At 70.7% G+C, this 18,164-nt stretch carries 19 protein-coding genes; 1 reads left to right on the forward strand and 18 read right to left on the reverse strand.

What is annotated here, in order from left to right:
• Positions 1-124: 124 nt before the first annotated feature.
• The 15 genes from I2501_RS04440 to proS form a co-directional block, all read right to left on the reverse strand.
• A complete protein-coding gene (locus tag I2501_RS04440) occupies positions 125-1,735 on the reverse strand; it encodes a YifB family Mg chelatase-like AAA ATPase (protein WP_196192496.1) in 1,611 nt (536 codons plus the stop codon).
• A 1-nt stretch (position 1,736) separates the two neighbouring features.
• A complete protein-coding gene (locus I2501_RS04445) occupies positions 1,737-2,120 on the reverse strand; it encodes a YraN family protein (protein ID WP_196192497.1) in 384 nt (127 codons plus the stop codon).
• 212 nt (positions 2,121-2,332) lie between these two features.
• Positions 2,333-2,659: a DUF2469 domain-containing protein gene (locus I2501_RS04450; protein ID WP_196192498.1), complete on the reverse strand. Its 327-nt coding sequence runs from the start codon at positions 2,657-2,659 to the stop codon at positions 2,333-2,335.
• A gap of 13 nt (positions 2,660-2,672) precedes the next feature.
• Entirely contained in the window at positions 2,673-3,191 is a 519-nt protein-coding gene (locus I2501_RS04455; RefSeq protein WP_196192499.1) for an NUDIX hydrolase, read from the reverse strand.
• 67 nt (positions 3,192-3,258) lie between these two features.
• Entirely contained in the window at positions 3,259-4,056 is a 798-nt protein-coding gene (lepB, locus tag I2501_RS04460) for a signal peptidase I (RefSeq protein WP_236045864.1), read from the reverse strand.
• A 224-nt stretch (positions 4,057-4,280) separates the two neighbouring features.
• The gene (gene lepB, locus I2501_RS04465) at positions 4,281-5,267 is read right to left on the reverse strand and encodes a signal peptidase I (RefSeq protein ID WP_196192964.1); all 987 of its coding nucleotides are present in this window, start codon (positions 5,265-5,267) and stop codon (positions 4,281-4,283) included.
• A gap of 226 nt (positions 5,268-5,493) precedes the next feature.
• The gene (gene lepB / locus I2501_RS04470) at positions 5,494-6,381 is read right to left on the reverse strand and encodes a signal peptidase I (RefSeq protein WP_328806193.1); all 888 of its coding nucleotides are present in this window, start codon (positions 6,379-6,381) and stop codon (positions 5,494-5,496) included.
• Between the two features lie 4 nt (positions 6,382-6,385).
• Positions 6,386-7,252 carry a signal peptidase I gene (lepB, locus tag I2501_RS04475; protein ID WP_196192502.1) on the reverse strand — a complete coding sequence of 289 codons (867 nt, stop codon included), beginning with the start codon at positions 7,250-7,252 and terminating at the stop codon, positions 6,386-6,388.
• A gap of 71 nt (positions 7,253-7,323) precedes the next feature.
• Positions 7,324-7,674: a 50S ribosomal protein L19 gene (gene rplS / locus I2501_RS04480; RefSeq protein WP_196192503.1), complete on the reverse strand. Its 351-nt coding sequence runs from the start codon at positions 7,672-7,674 to the stop codon at positions 7,324-7,326.
• A gap of 162 nt (positions 7,675-7,836) precedes the next feature.
• A complete protein-coding gene (trmD, locus tag I2501_RS04485) occupies positions 7,837-8,658 on the reverse strand; it encodes a tRNA (guanosine(37)-N1)-methyltransferase TrmD (RefSeq protein WP_196192504.1) in 822 nt (273 codons plus the stop codon).
• Complete coding sequence (gene rimM, locus I2501_RS04490) at positions 8,658-9,281, reverse strand: ribosome maturation factor RimM (RefSeq protein WP_196192505.1); 624 nt, start codon at positions 9,279-9,281, stop codon at positions 8,658-8,660. Before rimM ends, trmD begins: the two co-directional genes overlap by 1 nt.
• Positions 9,282-9,445: 164 nt before the next feature.
• A complete protein-coding gene (locus tag I2501_RS04495; protein WP_196192506.1) occupies positions 9,446-9,685 on the reverse strand; it encodes an RNA-binding protein in 240 nt (79 codons plus the stop codon).
• Positions 9,686-9,687: 2 nt separating this feature from the next.
• A complete protein-coding gene (rpsP, locus tag I2501_RS04500; protein WP_196192507.1) occupies positions 9,688-10,131 on the reverse strand; it encodes a 30S ribosomal protein S16 in 444 nt (147 codons plus the stop codon).
• 340 nt (positions 10,132-10,471) lie between these two features.
• Positions 10,472-11,071, reverse strand: a complete 600-nt coding sequence (locus I2501_RS04505; RefSeq protein WP_196192508.1) for a hypothetical protein — start codon at positions 11,069-11,071, stop codon at positions 10,472-10,474.
• A 266-nt stretch (positions 11,072-11,337) separates the two neighbouring features.
• Positions 11,338-12,750 (reverse strand): proline--tRNA ligase, encoded by a 1,413-nt coding sequence (gene proS / locus I2501_RS04510; RefSeq protein WP_196192509.1) that lies wholly within the window; start codon positions 12,748-12,750, stop codon positions 11,338-11,340.
• 200 nt (positions 12,751-12,950) lie between these two features.
• On the opposite strand from proS, the gene I2501_RS04515 reads away from it, so the two are divergent.
• Positions 12,951-13,796: a methyltransferase domain-containing protein gene (locus tag I2501_RS04515; protein ID WP_236045866.1), complete on the forward strand. Its 846-nt coding sequence runs from the start codon at positions 12,951-12,953 to the stop codon at positions 13,794-13,796.
• 140 nt (positions 13,797-13,936) lie between these two features.
• Here the strand turns inward: I2501_RS04515 and ftsH are convergent, their stop codons facing one another.
• The 3 genes from ftsH to ffh form a co-directional block, all read right to left on the reverse strand.
• Positions 13,937-15,868: an ATP-dependent zinc metalloprotease FtsH gene (gene ftsH / locus I2501_RS04520; protein ID WP_196192510.1), complete on the reverse strand. Its 1,932-nt coding sequence runs from the start codon at positions 15,866-15,868 to the stop codon at positions 13,937-13,939.
• A 20-nt stretch (positions 15,869-15,888) separates the two neighbouring features.
• Positions 15,889-16,425 (reverse strand): GNAT family N-acetyltransferase, encoded by a 537-nt coding sequence (locus tag I2501_RS04525; RefSeq protein WP_196192511.1) that lies wholly within the window; start codon positions 16,423-16,425, stop codon positions 15,889-15,891.
• A 124-nt stretch (positions 16,426-16,549) separates the two neighbouring features.
• A complete protein-coding gene (gene ffh, locus I2501_RS04530) occupies positions 16,550-18,103 on the reverse strand; it encodes a signal recognition particle protein (RefSeq protein ID WP_196192512.1) in 1,554 nt (517 codons plus the stop codon).
• Between the last annotated feature and the right edge of the window lie 61 nt (positions 18,104-18,164).

Here is an 18,164-nt window from a genome sequence, read left to right on the forward strand (position 1 = left end):
GCGAGGCGTGACGGTGAGGGGCAGAGCGGGGCCTGACCGGTGAGGGGTGGGCACCGTGCCGAAGGCTCGCTTCTGGGACGAGCCCCGGCACGGTGCCGGTCTGGTGGGTGGAGGTGACGGAAGGTCAGAAGTGCGGCTCGGTCAGGGGTGCGTCGCGGATATGCGCGCCGCGAAGGGCCAGAGCCGAGCGGACGTGGGTGCGGTCGGGGCGGTCCGCACCGGCGAGGTCGGCCGCCGTCCAGGCGACGCGGACGACGCGGTCGAGGCCGCGCGCGGTGAGGAAGCCGCGTTCCATCTCACGCTCCGCGTCCTGGAGGGATCCGGGGCCGAGCGGATAGCGGGTGCGGAGCTCGTGCCCGGGGACCTCGCCGTTGACCCGCCACGGGGTCTGGGCGTATCGGGCCGCGGCCCGCTCGCGCGCGGCGAGGACACGGGCGGCCACCACCGCCGTCGACTCCGCCGAGGACTCCTTCTGGAGCAGCTCGACCCTGCTGACCGCGTCGACCTCGACCCGGAGGTCGACGCGGTCCAACAACGGGCCGCTGAGCCGGGCTTGGTAGCGGGTGACCATGGTGGGCGTGCACTCGCAGGCATCACCGCGACGGGACCACCTCCCGCACGGGCACGGATTGGCTGCAAGAAGCAACAGGAACCGCGCCGGGAGCCGGAGCGAGCCCGCGGACCGGGCGACGACGACCTCGCCCGACTCCAGCGGCTGGCGGAGCGCGTCGAGGACCCGGACCGAGAACTCCGGCGCCTCGTCCAGGAAGAGAACACCCCGGTGGGCCAGGGACGCCGCCCCGGGGCGGGGCAGGCCGCTGCCGCCCCCGACGATCGCGGGCATGGTCGTGGAGTGGTGCGGGGCGCAGTACGGGGCCTGCTGGACCAGCGGGCGGCCCGCCGGCAGCAGGCCGGCGATCGAGTGGATCGCGGTGACCTCCAGCGCCTCGCGTCGGTCCAGCGGCGGGAGGATGCCGGGCAGGCGCTCGGCCAGCATGGTCTTGCCCGCGCCCGGCGGACCCTTCAGGAAGAGGTGGTGGCCCCCGGCCGCGGCCAGCTCCAGGGCACGCCGCGCCTCGAACTGGCCCGCGACATCGGCGAGATCCTTCTTCCAACCGCCCACGTCGAACTGACGGATCCCCAGCCCGGGCAGCGAGAGACCCGCCAGCGCGGGATCGGGCCCGGTCGTGCCGAGCCGCTCGGGCGGCTCCTCCGGTTCGGGCTCGCCGCAGAGCAGGGCGATCAGCTGACGCAGGGAGCGCACCGGCAGCACCTCGATGCCGGGCACCAGCGCCGCCTCGGCCGCAGTCGCCTCGGCGACGGCGACGCGATCGTAGCCGGCGTCGACCGCCGCCAGCACCGCGGGTAGCACGCCACGGACCGGGCGAGCCCGGCCGTCGAGGCCCAGCTCACCGACGAGCAGCAGCCGCTCGATCGTCTCCGGCCGGAGCCGCTCCGCCGCCGCGAGCACCGCGCAGGCGATGGCGAGGTCGAAGCCGGAGCCGCTCTTGGGGACGGAGGCGGGCGAGAGACCCACGGTGAGCTTCTTGAGCGGCCACTTCTCGCCGCTGTTGACCACGGCCGCGCGCACCCGGTCGCGCGACTCGTTGACGGCCTTGTCCGGCAGCCCCACGATCGTGAACGCGGCCAGACCCGGCTCCAGATCCGCCTGGACCTCGACCACCACGCCGTCCACGCCCAGCAGGGCCACCGCTCCGGTGCGGGCGAAGGCCATCTCAGCCCACCGCCCCGCGCAGGTGCGTGATCCGCGCAGGACCGCGTCGGCCGTGGACCACGCAGATCACGTCGACCCGGACACCACCGGGTGGCGGCGGCCCGGACCAGCACTCGGCGAGCCAGCGTTCCGCCAGCGCGAGCAGGCGCTCCGCCTTGACCTCGCCGACGGCCTCGGCCGGGCTCTGCGCGCCGTGCTCGCTGCGGGTCTTCACCTCGCAGACGGCGAGCGCGGGGCCGCCCGGCTGAGGGTCCAGGGCGACGATGTCGAGCTCGCCGGCGCGGCAGCGCCAGTTACGGGCCAGGACGCGCAGGCCCGCGGCTTCGAGATGGCGGGCGGCGGCCTGCTCGCCGTAGCGGCCGAGGGCCTGGGTGCGTGCGGTCATGTCGGTCACCTCCGCCGAGAAATCTCCCGGTTGCGGAGGTGCCGGGCCAGCGGGCCGTCGCCGGCCTGTGGACAACCCGCGGCTGTGGAAAACGCCGCCACCCTGCCAGGTGAAACCGATGCGCGGCACGGCAAACGCGCCCGCGTCGGCCGCGCCATGCCCGCACCCGTCCCCGCGTCGGCGCGCCCGTCGGCGTCAGCGCCCGCGTGCGGCTACCGCCCGAAGCCGGCGTCGTCCTGGGGCAGCTCCAGCTCGCTCTTGGCGAGCTCCTCGACGTTGACGTCCTTGAAGGTGAGCACCCTGACCTGGCGGACGAAGCGCGCCGGACGGTACATGTCCCACACCCAGGCGTCGGCCATGGTGACCTCGAAGAAGACCTCGCCCTGCAGCGAGTGCACCTTGAGCTCGTAGTCGTTGGTCAGGTAGAAGCGCCGCTCCGTCTCGATGACGAACTTGAACAGCCCGACGACATCTCGATACTCCCGGTAGAGCTTGAGCTCCATCTCGGTCTCGTACTTTTCGAGATCCTCGGCACTCATCCCCACGTTCCCCTCAGCTGTGCGTACGTCCAACCATTGTGGACCACAGGCGCGGCCCGGAGAGCCTGACCGGGCGGGGAGGCGGGCCCTCCCTCAGCACGCGCTGCAGCAGCTTCGCCAGCGCGTTCGGATAGATGGTCTCCTTGGTCGCCAGCAGCTCCGCCAGGGTCCACCAGCGCAGTGCGTCGGTGGTGCGGAGCTCCAGCTCGGTCTGGCCGGAGGTGTCCGTCTCGACGGTGTCCGTCCGGGCCAGGTAGTACCACTCGTCCTGGGCGTACATCCGGCCGTCGAACTGGAACTCGGTGGCGCGGGTGGCGAGCAGTGCGCCGAGCTGCGCGTCGCGGATGCCGGTCTCCTCGGCGATCTCCCGGTGCGCGGCCTCGGCCAGGTCCTCGCCCTCCTCGACGCCGCCGCCCGGGGTGAACCACCACTCCCGTCCCGGCTCCTCCGGGTCGAAGCCGTGCAGCAGCAGGATCCGGTCCTGCGGATCGAGCAGCAGCACGCGCGCCGCGCGGCGACGCTTGGGTGGCATCCGGGAGTCGCTCCTCAGCGGTCAGGTGACGGGGGGCGTGAGCCAGGTCCGCGTCCAGGGTCGGCGGTCAGGGCGTTCCCGCGGAGGCCGCCGACCTCGACTCGCGCGGACCGTCGGACGGGCCGGACGGGCCGGACGCGCCGGGGCCGCCGGACCTGCGGGAGCGGAAGCGGTTCGCCATGCCTGCGAAGCTACCCGCTGCGGCGGTGATCAACACCAGCGCCGCACCGCCGAACGTCGCCCAGGTCGCCGCGACCAGCGGCCCGTGCGCGCTCGCGTCCTGGCCGGGAACGGCGTCGAAGGCGCTGGTGCGGTCGATCCCGCTCATCGAGCCGAGCGGCCAGGCCACGCCCTCGACCCGCGCGACCACGTCCGAGGCCGGGACGGTTCCCCCGAGCTGGTCGAGGTGGACCCGGGAGTCGGCGGAGACGGCGCGGTTGTCGCCCATGAGCCAGAGCCGACCGGCCGGGACCTTGGCGGTGAACTGCTGCGGGACCTGGCCGATCGCCTGTCCGGCCGGCTGGTCGAGGTAGGGCTCGTCCACCGGGACGCCGTTGACGGTAACCCGGCCCTTGGCGTCGCAGCACTTCACCGTGTCGCCGCCGATCGCGATCACGCGCTTGACCAGGTCGGAGTTCTCCCAGGCCGGGTCGTTGAAGACCACGATGTCCCCGCGTCCGATCGCGCCCGGCGTCGCGCCGGAGACCGTGTGGGCCAGGACCGTGTCGCCCGCGGCGATGGTGGGTTCCATGGAGTCGGTCGGCACCGAGTACGGCCGGTACTGCAGCGCGATCAGCAGGAAGCCGCCGATCATGGCGACCAGTCCGATGCCGATGCCCAGTCCCTGCACCACGCTGCCCGCCATGGGCCTACGTCCTGCCATCGCCCGTTCGCTCCCGTGCCCTCGTGGCGCGCACGGCGGAGGGCCGTGGCATGTCCGAGCAGATTACTCGGCGATGCCACGGCCCCCGCAAGAGAAGAACGTGGAGATTTCGCGCTGTACCGGCCGCTCCGGAGTGCTTCGCGGCGCTTCCGGGCTCTTCCGGTCGCTTCCGTGTCTTTCCGGGTGGTACCGGCCGCTTCCGCCGACTACTTCTGGCGCAGCTTCCGGCGGCGGTTGAGCAGCGTGATCGGGACCGCGCCCGCCAGGCCGAGCAGGGCCGGCGACGAGCCCGCGGCGAGCGCCGCGGTCTGGGTGCCGATGCCGGGCTGGGAGAAGGTGTCCGGGATCGGCAGGGTCTTCCAGTGCGAGATCGGCCAGGCCACGACGATCGCGCGACCGACGACCTTGCTGTCCGGCACCGAGCCGCCGCCGGGCTCGTCCATGTGGTACCGGGAGTCGAGCGAGTCCTGACGGTGGTCGCCCATCACCCAGATCGAGTTGGCCGGGACCGTGAGCGGACCGAAGTTCTTGTCACCGCAGGCCGTGCTGCCGGGGAACAGGTAAGGCTCGTTCAGGGCCTTGCCGTTGACGTAGACCGGACCGTTGCCCTTGCAGCTGATGGTGTCGCCGCCGACCGCGATGACGCGCTTGATCAGGTCCTTCTCGTTGACCGAGGGCATCAGGCCGATGAAGGACAGCGCGTCCTGGACGCCGCGGACGATCGGGTTGCTGCTGGGCTGCTCGCCCGGCTCGCCGGCCAGCCAGTCGCTCGGGTCGTGGAAGACGACGACCTCGCCACGCGACGGCTTGTCACCGAAGTTGGGAGTCAGCTTGTCGACAAGGACGCGGTCGCCGATCTGCAGCGTGTCCTCCATCGAGCCGGAGGGGATGGAGAACGCCTGCACCAGGAACGTCTTGATCAGCAGCGCCAGCACCAGCGCCACCACGATCAGGATCGGCAGCTCCTTCCAGAAGGAGCGTGGCTTCTTCGCGTCCTTGGCGTCCTTGCCGCCCGTGCGGGAGCCGCCCTTTCCGTTGCCGCCCGAGGCCGAGGCCGAGCGCGGCGCACGACCGTTGTCGTCGTCGCCCGCGTCACCGCCGCCGGGGCCCTCGTTGTCGAGGATGTCGGACGCACCCGAGCCGCTCACGCCCTCGGTGTTGCCCGTGGTGGCACCGCCCACCTGGTCGCCCATCTGCGCTTCCTCGCTCTTCCCTTGGGCGGCTTCCCCGCGTCCCTTGTCGTCCACGGACCCTACGGTACGGCCGTCGGAGTCCTCGGGCTCGCCGACACCAGAGTGGGCACCGATCAACACGTCCCCCACGTCGCCTCCTCTGCTGAACGGACGGGAACCCGTCCACGCACATCTCTACCACCAGGGCCATACGGAGCCCGTCAGTAGCGAGGAGGAGACGAGTGTCTCAAAGGAACTCTCGACGAACTCTCAACGCACGTCTGGCTCGGGGCGTGGCCACGACCACACCCATAACGAGCGGAAGTTCCCCGGGAACCGGCCCGAGCGGTCCCTGGGAAGAAACTTGACGAACACTTTGCTGGCCGCCCGGCAGGGTCTGCCAGTGCGAGACCGGCCAGACGACCGCGACCGCCCTTCCCACCACGTCCTTCTCCGGCACGAACCCGCCGCCTGGCTCGGTCATGTGATAGCGGGAGTCGGCCGAGATGTCGCGGTGGTCACCCATGACCCACAACTCCCCCGCCGGGACGGTCACCTTGAAGGGGATCCGGGACGGCGGGTTGCCGGGATAGAGGTACGGCTCGTCGATCGGCTTGCCGTTGACGGTGATCCGGCCGCTTCCGTCACAGCAGACGACGGTGTCGCCGGGCAGCCCGATCACACGCTTGATCAGGTCGCGGTCCGAGGGCAGCAGTCCGAGGAAGGTGAACGCGCTCTTGAGTGCGCCGACCACCGGACTGGACGTCGGCACCGGGTCGTTCTTCAGCCAGTCGCTCGGGTCGTTGAAGACGATGACGTCACCGCGCTGCGGCTCCCAGCCGAACCACGGCGAGAGCTTGTCGACGGCGACACGGTCGCCGATCGCGATGGTGTTCTGCATCGACCCGGACGGGATGGAGAAGACCTGCACGAGGAAGGTCTGCAGCAGCAGCGTGATCGCCAGGGCGACCACGATCACCATCGGGATCTCCCGGGCGAGCGAACGGCGGCGGCGCCGCTTGGCGCGCTTGGCGCTACGGCGACGCTCGGCACGGCCCCGGCCGGCGCGGACGCCCTCCGGCCGATCGGCCTCCGCCGCCACCTCCGCGTGCGACGACCTGCCCCTGCTGCCCACCGACTCAGCCTCCCGACGTGCCGGCGCGGCGGCCGGTCCGCTCATCCGACGCATTGATCTCACGGTCGAGGGTCGCGAACACCGACGGCCGGGCCAGCGAACGCCAGTGGCCGACCGGAAGGATCACCCACTCGACCCGGCCGATCACCTTGTCGACCGGGACGAAGCCGCCGCCGGGGTCGCCCATGTGGTCCCGGGAGTCGGCGGAGACGGCGCGGTTGTCGCCCAGCACGAACAGCTTGCCCGGCGGCACCTTGACCACGAAGGGGAACGCGGAGGGCTTGGCCCCCGGGTAGAGATAGGAGCTCTCGTCGAGCGGAATCCCGTCGACGGTGACCCGGCCCTGGGCGTCGCAGCACTTCACCGTGTCGCCGCCGATGCCGATCACGCGCTTGACGAAGTCGTTGCCCGAACTGTCGCCCGTCGTGTCCTGGGAGTAGGTGTCGATGAACGAGCCGCGCCCGTCGAAGACGATCACGTCGCCGCGCTGCGGGCTGCCGCCGAAGTCGTAGGAGAGCTTGTTGACCAGCACCCGGTCCCCGACGGCGAGGTTGTTCTCCATCGAGCCGGAGGGGATGGTGAAGGGCTGCGCGACGAATCGGTTCACCAGGACCAGGACCACGGCGCAGACGACCACCAGCAGGGCCAACTCGCGGGCCCAGTACGGCCAGGTGCGCAGTCGCAGCGGCGAGAAGGGCACGGATTCGGTGTCTGCGCCCTCCTCCGCGGTGCCGTCCGCGGTGCAGTCCGTGGTGCCGTCCGTGGTGCCGTCCGTGGAAACGCCTGAGGACCGCGAGGACGTCGTCGCCCCTTCGTCGTCGACGGTGGGCGGGACGCTGTCGCGGTCCTCGGGAAGCTGCTGCGTTTCCATTGCCGCGCCAGCCTAAGCCATCAGGCTGGGCGGCCATGGACACGAGCGGATGAGCGGATGAGCCGAGAGGCTCAGCTCTCGCGCTTCTCCTTGATCTTCGCAGCCTTGCCGCGCAGGTCACGCAGGTAGTACAGCTTGGCGCGACGCACGGCACCGCGGGTCACGACCTCGATCTTCTCGACGATCGGGGTGTGCACCGGGAAGGTGCGCTCCACGCCGACGTTGAAGCTGACCTTGCGGACCGTGAAGGTCTCGCGCACGCCCGCGCCCTGGCGACGGATGACGACGCCCTTGAACTGCTGGATACGGGAGCGGTTGCCCTCGATGACGCGAACGTGGACGTTCACGGTGTCGCCGGGGCGGAAGGTCGGGATGTCCGCGCGGACCGACGCGGCGTCGATCTCGCTGAGCAGGTTGCTCATGATCTCTCCATCACAGGCGCCACAGGCCACCCGCGGAATCGTGTTTGATGATCCGCTGTGTGTCGCCCGGTTTCCGTCGTCTCCCCTGTGGCAGAGGCGACGGTCCTGCACGGTCCCTCCGAGGAGGAAGACCGCGTTCGGCCGAGGACAGGCAGCAAGGAGCTATTCTGCCATGTCCTCGGTGGCCTGGAGAAATCGGCCTTCGGCCTCGTCCCACCAGACCCCGAGCCCGGCCAGCGCCTTGAGGTCGTGCTTGTCCATCATGCCGCGCTCCCAACGGGCCACCAGGTCGGGCCGGTTGGCAAGCGTACGGACGAACGCCTGCTCGCGCCGCCAGCGCGCGATCTTGGCGTGGTTGCCGCTGAGCAGCACCTCGGGCACCTCGTGGCCGCGCCACTCGGCGGGCTTGGTGTAGACGGGGCCCTCCAGCAGGTCGGCCATCCGGCCGGGCGCGAAGGAGTCGTCCTGGTGCGACTCGGCGTTGCCCAGCACGCCGGGCAGCAGCCGGGCGACGGCCTCGACGATCACCAGCACGGCCACCTCGCCGCCGGCCAGCACGTAGTCGCCGATGGACACCTCGACCACCGGCATCCGCGCCGCCGCGTCGTCGATCACCCGGCGGTCGATGCCCTCGTAGCGGGCCGGCGCGAAGGCCAACCACGGCTCTGCGGCGAGCTGCTGGGCCAGCTCCTGGGTGAACGGGCGCCCGCTCGGGGTCGGCACGACGAGGGTCGGCACGGCGCCCTCGCCCGGGCCGGAGGCGACCACCGCGTCCAGGGCCTCGGCCCAGGGCTGCGGCTTCATCACCATGCCGGGGCCGCCGCCGTACGGGGTGTCGTCCACGGTGCGGTGCACGTCGTGGGTGAACTCGCGCAGTTCGTGCAGGCGCACGTCCAGCTGGCCGCGGGCCCGGGCCTTGCCGACCAGGGAGAGGTCGAGCGGCGCGAGGTACTCGGGGAAGATCGTGACGACGTCGATCCGCATCAGGCGTCGGCCTCGCCGGTCTTCTCGTCGTTCTTCTCGTCGTTCTGGACGGTCTCGTCGGCCTCGTTCTCGTCGGCGTCCGACTCCGGACGCGTGGTGGCGACGACGGCGTCGGCGGGGTCCAGGAGGCCGGGCGGCGGGGTGATCACGACCCGCTGCTCATCGATGTCGATCTCCGGGACGAACGCGTTGACGAAGGGGACCAGCACCTCGGTGCCGTCCGGCTTGGTGATGTTCAGCAGGTCCTGGTAGGGCAGGTGCAGGACCTCGGTCAGCTCCCCGACCGGCGTGCCGTCGGCGAGCTGGACGTCCATGCCGACCAGCTGGTGGTCGTAGAACTCGTCCGGGTCCTCGGGGCTCTCCTCCGGGTCGATCTCGGCGATCAGCAGGGTGCCGCGCAGCGCCTCGGCCGCGTTCCGGTCGTCGACCCCCGCGAAGCGCAGCAGCAGGCGTCCGCTGTGCACCTTTCCGGACGCGACGGTCAGCGGACCGGCGGAGCTCGGGTCCGTCATCAGCACCGCGCCGGGGCCGAGCCTGAGCTCGGGCTCGTCGGTGCGCACCTCCACCGAGACATCGCCCTTGATGCCGTGGGCGCGGCCGATCCGGCCGACGATGAGCTGCACTGTTCCTGGTCTCCTTCAGGAGAGGTGAGATGAGGTCGCAGGTCCGAGACGGACGAAGCAGAAACGGACGAGGCAAAAAGCAGAAGGGCCGACTGGGATCAAGGATCCCAGCCGGCCCCGAGAGGCGCCTTTCGGCGAACCCCAAGCGATCCAGCGCGAGCGCGTCAGCGCACGCTGTCCACGTCGACGAGGTCGACCCGGACACTGCGGCCGCCGAGCGCGGTCACCACGGTGCGCAGCGCACGCGCGGTCCGGCCGCCACGGCCGATGACCTTGCCGAGGTCCTCCGGGTGCACGCGCACCTCGAGGATCCGGCCCCGGCGCAGCTCGCGCGAGCGGACCTGGACGTCGTCCGGGTTCTCGACGATCCCCTTCACCAGGTGCTCAAGGGCCTCTTCGAGCATGATCACGCCTCGGCGGAAGCGTCGGACTCGGCCGCGGCGGCGTCCTCGTCCTTCTTCTCCGTCTTCTTGGACTTCGGAGTGATGGCCACACCGGTGGTCTCGCTCTCGAAGCCGGCAACGGCCTTGGCGAACAGGTGGGAGAAGTCCGTCACCTTGGGCTCGGCGACCTTCAGCGGCGCCGGGGCCTCCAGGCCCTTGAACTTCTGCCAGTCGCCGGTCAGCTTCAGGATGGCGAGGACGGCCTCGGTCGGCTGGGCGCCGACACTGAGCCAGTACTGCGCGCGGTCGCCGTCGACCTGGATGATCGAGGGGTCGTAGGTCGGCTGGTAGATGCCGATCTCCTCGATCGCACGACCGTCACGCTTGGTGCGGGCGTCGGCGACGACGATGCGGTAGTGCGGGGAGCGAATCTTGCCGAGACGCTTCAGCTTGATCTTGACTGCCACTGGAGTGGTTCTCCTGGTTTTGACGTGGGTGAGCAGCCACGCATTCCACGTGGGGTTGCGGCTGCCGGCTGCTCTACGGACACGTCAGCCGGAGGAGAGAGGGGTCCTGCTCGGCTGCCGAGTACTCAGCTGTCCATTCTGCCATATCGCCGGGATACCCCTGACCGCGGTGGGCCGGTGACGACGAGGCCGGGCGCGTGCGCAGCACGAAGGCGCAGTCGGCACGGGGAGACGACTGCGTGGGCGTCGGTCGCGGGTCGGGCAGGACCCACGACGGGCGCGGTTCGGTGCGACGGCACCGTTCGGTGCCACGGGACGGACGGACGGAGGAGCGACGGCCTCAGCGGCGCGTGCGCGGCTCGGCGATCTGGAAGACCTCACCGCAGTTGCCGCAGACGATAGGGGCCTGCGACAGCACGGACGGGACGACGCGGACGTTGCGCCCGCAGCCGCAGACCGCCTTGACCCGGACTCCGCCACCGGACGAGCCGTGACGCGTGGCCGGACCACGGAAGGTGCGCGACCGGTCGAGCGTCCCGCTGGTCGCCGCGGCGTGGTCGCCGAGCGCCTGCTGCAGGCGATCAATCGTTTCCGCGTAACGATCACGGGTGTCCGGGCGCATGGTCACCAGGGAGAAACCGGAGCTCGGGTGCGGATCGGCGTTGTGGTCCAGGCCGAGTTCGTCGGCGAGGGCCAGGAAGCGGCGGTTGTGGTAGCGCCCGGCCCGGGAGGTGTCCCGGATTCCGCGCGCGGCGGCGAGGCCGTGGGCGGCCTCGTGCAGAAGCCGTTCGAAGCCCAGCTCGGTGCCGCATGCCGAGGACGACTCCCCGATCAGCGACTCCGGGGCTGCGAGATTCGGCAGGTCGGAGTGGAAGCGCTGGATGTCGCTCCAGGCGACGGCCAGCTCGGCGGCGAGAACCAATGGTTGTGTCGTGCTCACGCAACGCAAACGAGGGAGGGTTCCGCGATGTTCCGCAGAATTCATGATTGTTGAAGGCTTTATTTTTTCGTGACCTGCGCCACATCCCGGCGTCAATCACCACAAAGACATCACTCTTCCGTCATCTCCCTTTTGGGGGAAGAGAGTTGACGAAAATGGACGAGCCGGCCCGGCACTCCCCAGGTGGGGAGGCCGAACCGGCTCGACTACGTCATTCGACCGACCGTCATCTCAACGTTCGAGATGACCGCGTGCTGTCGAAGGGCTCAGTACGCGCGGGCGACGATCGCGATGTTGCCCGCCTGGTCGTCCGTGGCCGGGACGGAGCCGTCCTCGGCGACGATGCAGCGGACCGAGACGCCCTGCTCGGCCAGCTTGGCCTCGCCCTCCGGGCCGAGCTCGGCCCAGGACATCCGGCCCCACCCGGTCGCGGCGGCCTCGACGGCCTCGTCCAGCGTGGAGACGTCGACGGTGCGGGACTCGCGGCGCTCGCGGGACTGGCGCAGCAGCAGCGCCTGGTCCTCCTCCAGGATCGTCGGCACCAGGGTGGCCAGCGCGTCGGTGCTGACCGGCTCCTTGCCGCCGGCGATCCGGCGGACCAGCATGGCGGTGCCGTTCTCCAGGTCGCGCGGGCCGACCTCGATACGGACCGGGACGCCCTTGAGCTCCCAGTCCACGGCGCGACGGCCGAACGGGGTGTCGGTCTTGTCGTCGACGACGACGCGGACCCCGGCGGCCTCCAGCTCGGCGCCGATCTCGCGGACCTTGGCCAGCACCGCGTCGTCGCCCTTGATCGCCAGGACCACGGCCTGGACGGCGGCGAGGCGCGGCGGGACGCGCAGGCCGCTGTCGTCGCCGTGCGACATGATCAGGCCGCCGACCATACGGGTGGAGACACCCCAGGAGGTCTGCCAGACGTGCTCGCGCTCGCCCTCGCCCTTGAGGTAGGTCGTGTTGAAGGCCTTGGCGAAGTTCTGGCCCAGCTCGTGGCTGGTGCCCATCTGCAGGGCCTTGCCGTCGCCCATCATGCTCTCGAGGGTGAGGGTGTTGATGGCGCCCGCGAACCGCTCCTTGGCCGTCTTGCGGCCGAGGACCACGTCGATGCCGAGGATGTTGGTCATGAAGTCGCCGTAGACGTCCGTGTGGATCAACGACGCGTACGCGTGCGCGTCCTCGTAGGTGGCGTGGGCCGTGTGGCCCTCCTGCCAGAGGAACTCGGTGGTGCGCAGGAAGACGCGGGGACGCAGCTCCCAGCGGACCACGTTGGCCCACTGGTTGATGAGCAGCGGCAGGTCGCGGTGGCTCTGCACCCACTTGGAGAAGTACTCGTTGATGATCGTCTCGGAGGTCGGCCGGACAACGATCGGCTCCTCCAGGTCCTTGCCGCCACCGTGGGTGACCACGGCGAGCTCGGGCGCGAAGCCCTCGACGTGCTCGGCCTCACGGGTGAGGTAGGACTGCGGGATGAACAGCGGGAAGTAGGCGTTCTGCGCGCCCGCCTTCTTGATCCGCGCGTCCATCTCCTGCTGCATCCGCTCCCACAGGCCGTAGCCGTACGGTCGGATGACCATGGTGCCGCGCACCGGACCGTTGTCGGCCAGCTCGGCCTTGCTGATCAGATCCTGGTACCAGCGCGGGAAGTCGTCCGCCTGGGGGGTGAGAACGGGAGCCTTTGCCATGGGGCGAATGGTACGGGGCATCCCGGGGTGGGCTCCAATCCGTTCCACGCCGCGCCGAGTCTGCGCCGCGCTCGTCTTCTTGGGAAGAGCCCGCCCGGCCTATGGACGCCGGGCGGCTCCCGCGCTTGATTGGAGGCAGGTCCCGGGCGGCGACGCCGGGGCCCTCCCCCGGGCTCGACCGAAGGTGAGGAGCCGTCAGCATGGCCTTGGCTCAGGTGACTCCGCAGGTGACTCCGTTGACGGGCTCGTCGGGCGCACGGGCCCGGCAGCGGGCGCGCGACTGGGCGGAGATCCAGGAACGCATGCTGGTCCCCCTCTACCAGGCGGTCTACGACCGGCTGGAGGTCGGCGCGGCGACGTCCGTGCTCGGTCTCGGCTGCCGCTCCGGCCTGGCCCTGTTGCTGGCCGCGGCGCGCGGCGCGGAGGTCGCGGGCCTGGAACCCGAGGCGGAGCTGCGGGCGCTGGCGCAGGGCCGCGAGCTGCGGGTCCTCGCGGAGGTCTGGCGTGAGGTCGGGCGTGACGTCGGGCGTGAGGTCGGGCTCGGCGGCGGTGGCGCGTCTCAGCACTCGCTGGTCACCGCGTTCGAGCACCTCACCTGCACCGCGGATCCGCAGGCACTGGTCCACGACGCGGCCCGGCTGACCGTGCGCGGTGGCCATGTCGCGCTGGCGACCTGGGGCCCGGAGGAGCGCTGCGAGTCCGCGCCCGTCCTCGACATCGCCCGCCGCCTCGCGGACCCGCTCCGGCGCGGCGGCTACGCGCCCTTCGCGCTGAGCGCGCCCGGCGCGGTGGAGCGCCTCATCGAACGCGCGGGCCTCCGGCCCGCCGGGGGCGGGCGCGTCTGCTGCCCGTACGCGTACCCCGACCTGGAGTCGGCGGTGCGCGGGCTGATGTCCACGGGCGTCTTCGAACCGGCGGTGGGGTTCTCCGGCGAGCGCCTGGTGGAGAAGGAGCTGCGCGAGGCGCTGTTCCCGTGGGTACGGGAGGACGGCACGGTGCGGATGGAGAACGTCTTCCGGTACGTGATTGCTGAGCGGGTCAGGTAGCGCTATCGCAGGTGGCTGCACTACCTGGGGGCGCGGGGAACTGCGCGAGCAACCGCCCTGTGCGGATGGCCCTGTACGTTCGGCGCATCACCTGGGTGGGTGGCTTGTCGCGCAGTTCCCCGCGCCCCCGGGGTGTCCTCTCAGCCGATCTGCTCCGCGTCCACCCGCCGGTGGACACCGGCGATGCGGTAGGCGTCCTCCTCGTCCAGCGTCTCGTGTTCCATCAGCGCCTCGGCCAACGCGTCGAGCTTCTCGCGGTGTTCGACCAGCTTGCGGCAGGCCTCCTCGTAGCACTCGGAGACGATGCGCCGCGCCTCCTGGTCGACCGCGTCCAGCGTGCTCGGGGCAGCCGCCAGGCCGTACGCGCCCTGGGTGTCGTTCGGGATCGCGGTCAGGCGGCCGACCCGGTCGCTCATGCCCCAGCGGCCCGCCATGCCGCGGGCCAGGTTGGTGACCTGCTCCAGATCGCTCTCCGCGCCCGTCGTGATCACGCCGTAGACGACCTGCTCGGCCGCCATCCCGCCGAGTGCGCCGATGATCCGGCCGCGCAGGTACTCCTCGGTGTACGAGTAGCGGTCCGCGTCCGGGGTGGAGAGCGTCACGCCGAGGGCGCGTCCGCGCGGGACGATGGTGATCTTGCGGACCGGGTCCGCTCCCGGCTGCAGCATGCCGAGCAGCGCGTGCCCGGACTCGTGGTACGCCGTGCGCAGGCGGTCCGCGTCCGGCATCACCAGCGTGCGGACCGCGCCGAGCTGGACCTTCTCCAGTGCCTCGGAGAAGTCGCGGGCGGAGACCTGGTCGTCCTTGCGCTTGACCGCGAGCAGCGCCGCCTCGTTGGCCAGGTTGGCCAGTTCCGCGCCGGTCATGCCGGGGGTGGTCTTGGCGACCTGCTCCAGGTCGACATCGTCCGCGAGCGGCTTGTCGCGGGTGTGGATCTTGAGGATCGCCTCACGGCCGGTCCGGTCCGGCGGGCTGACCATGACCGTGCGGTCGAAGCGACCGGGCCGCAGCAGCGCCGGGTCCAGCACGTCGGAGCGGTTGGTCGCGGCGAGGACCACGACGCCCTCGGAGCCGGAGAACCCGTCCATCTCGGTGAGGATCTGATTGAGCGTCTGCTCGCGCTCGTCGTGACCGCCGACGGAGTTGCCACCGCCGCGGGCGCGGCCGATGGTGTCGATCTCGTCGATGAAGATGATCGCGGGGGCGACCTTGCGCGCCTCCGCGAAGAGCTCGCGCACCCGGGACGCGCCGACGCCGACGATCATCTCGATGAACTCCGAGGCCGAGGCGGAGAAGAACGGGACGCCCGCCTCACCGGCCACCGCGCGGGCCAGCAGCGTCTTGCCGGTGCCGGGCGGGCCCGCGAGCAGGACACCGCGCGGCATCTTCGCGCCGAGCTTGCGGTACTCGTCCGGCCGGCGCAGGAAGTCGACGACCTCGGTCAGCTCGCCCTTGACCTCGTCGATCCCGGCCACGTCGGCGAAGGTGGTCCGGATGCCGCCGGGCAGCGTCTCGACCGGCTTCGGCGGGGCCTTCCTGGCCAGTCCGCCCATGCCGCCGCCGGCGCTCATCCGGCGCGCGATGAAAACCCAGAGCAGGACAAGAAGCAGCATCGGCGCGAGCGAGAGCAGCAGGTTGGCCAGGAAGCTGCGCTCCTTGACCACCGGCTCGGCGTCGACCTTGACGTTCTGCGCGGTCAGCTCGGACCAGAGCTGGTCGTTGGCGAAGGTGGGCCGCTGGGTGCTGAACTGCTGGTACGTCTTCTTGCTGTCGTCGGGCTGCGGTTGGGCGCTCTTGAGCTTGCCCTGGATGCTGTCGCCCTTGGCGTAGATCTCGGAGACCTGACCGGCGTTCAGCTGCTTGGTGAACTCGGTGTACGGGACGCTGATGCTGCCGCCGTTGCCGAAGAGGTTCAGCAGCGCGTCGACCAGGAGGAAGACGATCAGCGCGGTGAGCAGCATGCTGAACCAGCTGCGGCGCGAGGGTTTGTTCGGGGTGGGCGGAGGGGGTGGTGCCCCCTCCGAGCGCCAGAGCTTGTCGGGATCCTCGCGGGGCGGCACAGGGCTGGTCACCCTTCGGACAATACGGACAATCAGGACCTTGATCCAGCGCCCGCGCCGGGCCACTCCTCCACCGTCAGCGCGTAGCGCTCGTGGTCCCGCCAGGCGTTCTGCAGGAAGAGCATGCGCGGCGAGTAGCCCTCCAGCCGGAAGCCGAGCCGCTTGGCCATCGCGATGGACGGACCGTTCTCCGGCTGCACGTTGATCTCCAGCCGGTGCAGGCCGAGACCGCCCTCGGTCTCGGGCCGGAAGGCCGTGTCGACGACCAGGCGCATGCCCTCGGTCATCCGGCCGGTCCCGTTGTACGGGAGGTAGGAGTTGTAGCCGAGCGAGGCGTTACGGAACCGCCCCCGCACGATGTTGGAGACGTTGCAGGTGCCGACCAGGCCGCGTTCCTCGACGTCGAAGATCAGGAACGTCCGCAGCGTGTCCCCCTGCCGCCGCACCATGTCCGGCAGTGCGTCCGGCTCCACCGGATTCCACCGCCCGACGTGCTCGGCGGACCGGTTCACCGCGTCGGCGTAGACGACGGCGTCGGCGATGCGGGGGTAACGGATCTCTACACGCATGCATGAACGCTAGCGCGTGCAAGAGGATCAGTTGCAGCATTTAGGGGCGCGGGGAACTGCGCGGAACACCACCGCCCGCAAATGCTGCAACTGGCTGCAACTGGCTGCAGGAGCAAAAGCCCGACTACAGCAGGTCCTTGAACTCCTTGGGGAGTTCGAAGTCCGACGGGCCCTGGCCCGGGCCGAGGCCGAAGGCGCCGCCGGGCTGGGCGGCCGTCTCGTCCTTCTTCTGGGCCGCCTGCTGGGCCTCCTGCTGGCGCTTGAGCGGGTTGCCGCTCTGGCGGCGGCCCTTGGCCGCCTTCTGCTGCTTGGGCTTGCGCGACGCGCCGCCACCCATGCCCGGCATACCCGGCATGCCGGGCATGCCCTTGCCGCCGGCCATCGCGGACATCATCTTGCGCGCCTCGAAGAAGCGCTCGACCAGGCTGGAGACCTCGGAGACGTGGACGCCCGAACCCCTGGCGATACGGGCCCGGCGCGAGCCGTTGATCAGCTTCGGGTCGTCGCGCTCGGCCTGGGTCATCGACTTGATGATCGCGCCCACGCGGGCGACGTCCTTGTCGTCGATGTTGTTGATCTGGTCGCGCATCTGCGCCATGCCGGGCAGCATGCCGAGCAGCTTGGTGATCGAGCCCATCTTGGAGACCTGCTCCAGCTGGGCCAGGAAGTCGCCGAGGCCGAACTCCTTGCCGCCCTTGCTGGCGAGCTTGGCGTGGACCTTGGCGGCCTCCTCCTGGGAGAAGGTCTTCTCGGCCTGCTCGATCAGCGAGAGGACGTCACCCATGCCCAGGATGCGCGAGGCCATCCGGTCCGGGTGGAACGCGTCGAAGTCGTCCAGCTTCTCGCCGTTGGAGGCGAACATGATCTGGCGGCCGGTGATGTGGGCCACCGAGAGCGCGGCGCCACCGCGGGCGTCGCCGTCGAGCTTGGACAGCACCACGCCGGTGAAGTCGACGCCGTCGAGGAAGGCCTGCGCGGTGGTGACCGCGTCCTGGCCGACCATGGCGTCGACGACGAAGAGGACCTCGTCCGGGTTGACGGCGGCGCGGATGTCCGCGGCCTGCTGCATCATCTCGGCGTCGATGCCGAGGCGACCGGCGGTGTCGACGATGACCACGTCGTACTGCTTGGTCTTGGCGTACTCGATCGAGTCGCGGGCGACCTTGACCGGGTCGCCGACGCCGTTGCCCGGCTCGGGGGCGTAGATCGCGACGCCCGCGCGCTCGGCCATCACGCCGAGTTGGGTCACCGCGTTCGGGCGCTGGAGGTCACAGGCGACCAGCAGCGGGGTGTGCTTCTGGTCCTTGAGCCACTTGGCCAGCTTTCCGGCCAGGGTGGTCTTACCGGCACCCTGGAGGCCGGCGAGCATGATGACCGTCGGGCCGGTCTTGGCGTAGCGGAGGCGGCGGGTCTCGCCACCGAGGATGCTGATCAGCTCCTCGTTGACGATCTTGATGACCTGCTGGGCCGGGTTCAGCGCGGCGGAGACCTCCGCGCCGGAGGCACGCTCCTTGATCCGGGCGATGAAGGCACGGACCGCCGGGAGGGCGACGTCCGCCTCCAGCAGGGCGATCCGGATCTCGCGGGCGGTGGCATCGATGTCCGCCTCGGACAGGCGGCCCTTGCCCCGAAGGTTCTTGAACGTCGCTGCGAGGCGGTCGGAAAGTGTGTCGAACACGTCGGTCGCGGGTCCTTGTGACTCGGGGGCGGGTAAGGCTGTCGCCCCCCAGGGTATCCGG

The sequence above is a fragment of the Streptacidiphilus fuscans genome, from assembly GCF_015690355.1.
GTDB classification, from domain to species: domain Bacteria; phylum Actinomycetota; class Actinomycetes; order Streptomycetales; family Streptomycetaceae; genus Streptacidiphilus; species Streptacidiphilus fuscans.

Bases quoted from the DNA above. Each gene is read 5' to 3' on its own strand.
- I2501_RS04440 (WP_196192496.1), bottom strand. From the start codon at position 1,735: ATGGCCTTCGCCCGCACCGGAGCGGTGGCCCTGCTGGGCGTGGACGGC.
- I2501_RS04445 (WP_196192497.1), bottom strand. From the start codon at position 2,120: ATGACCGCACGCACCCAGGCCCTCGGCCGCTACGGCGAGCAGGCCGCC.
- I2501_RS04450 (WP_196192498.1), bottom strand. From the start codon at position 2,659: ATGAGTGCCGAGGATCTCGAAAAGTACGAGACCGAGATGGAGCTCAAG.
- I2501_RS04455 (WP_196192499.1), bottom strand. From the start codon at position 3,191: ATGCCACCCAAGCGTCGCCGCGCGGCGCGCGTGCTGCTGCTCGATCCG.
- lepB (WP_236045864.1), bottom strand. From the start codon at position 4,056: ATGGCGGGCAGCGTGGTGCAGGGACTGGGCATCGGCATCGGACTGGTC.
- lepB (WP_196192964.1), bottom strand. From the start codon at position 5,267: ATGGGCGACCAGGTGGGCGGTGCCACCACGGGCAACACCGAGGGCGTG.
- lepB (WP_196192502.1), bottom strand. From the start codon at position 7,252: ATGGAAACGCAGCAGCTTCCCGAGGACCGCGACAGCGTCCCGCCCACC.
- rplS (WP_196192503.1), bottom strand. From the start codon at position 7,674: ATGAGCAACCTGCTCAGCGAGATCGACGCCGCGTCGGTCCGCGCGGAC.
- trmD (WP_196192504.1), bottom strand. From the start codon at position 8,658: ATGCGGATCGACGTCGTCACGATCTTCCCCGAGTACCTCGCGCCGCTC.
- I2501_RS04495 (WP_196192506.1), bottom strand. From the start codon at position 9,685: ATGCTCGAAGAGGCCCTTGAGCACCTGGTGAAGGGGATCGTCGAGAAC.
- proS (WP_196192509.1), bottom strand. From the start codon at position 12,750: ATGGCAAAGGCTCCCGTTCTCACCCCCCAGGCGGACGACTTCCCGCGC.
- I2501_RS04515 (WP_236045866.1), top strand. From the start codon at position 12,951: ATGGCCTTGGCTCAGGTGACTCCGCAGGTGACTCCGTTGACGGGCTCG.
- I2501_RS04525 (WP_196192511.1), bottom strand. From the start codon at position 16,425: ATGCGTGTAGAGATCCGTTACCCCCGCATCGCCGACGCCGTCGTCTAC.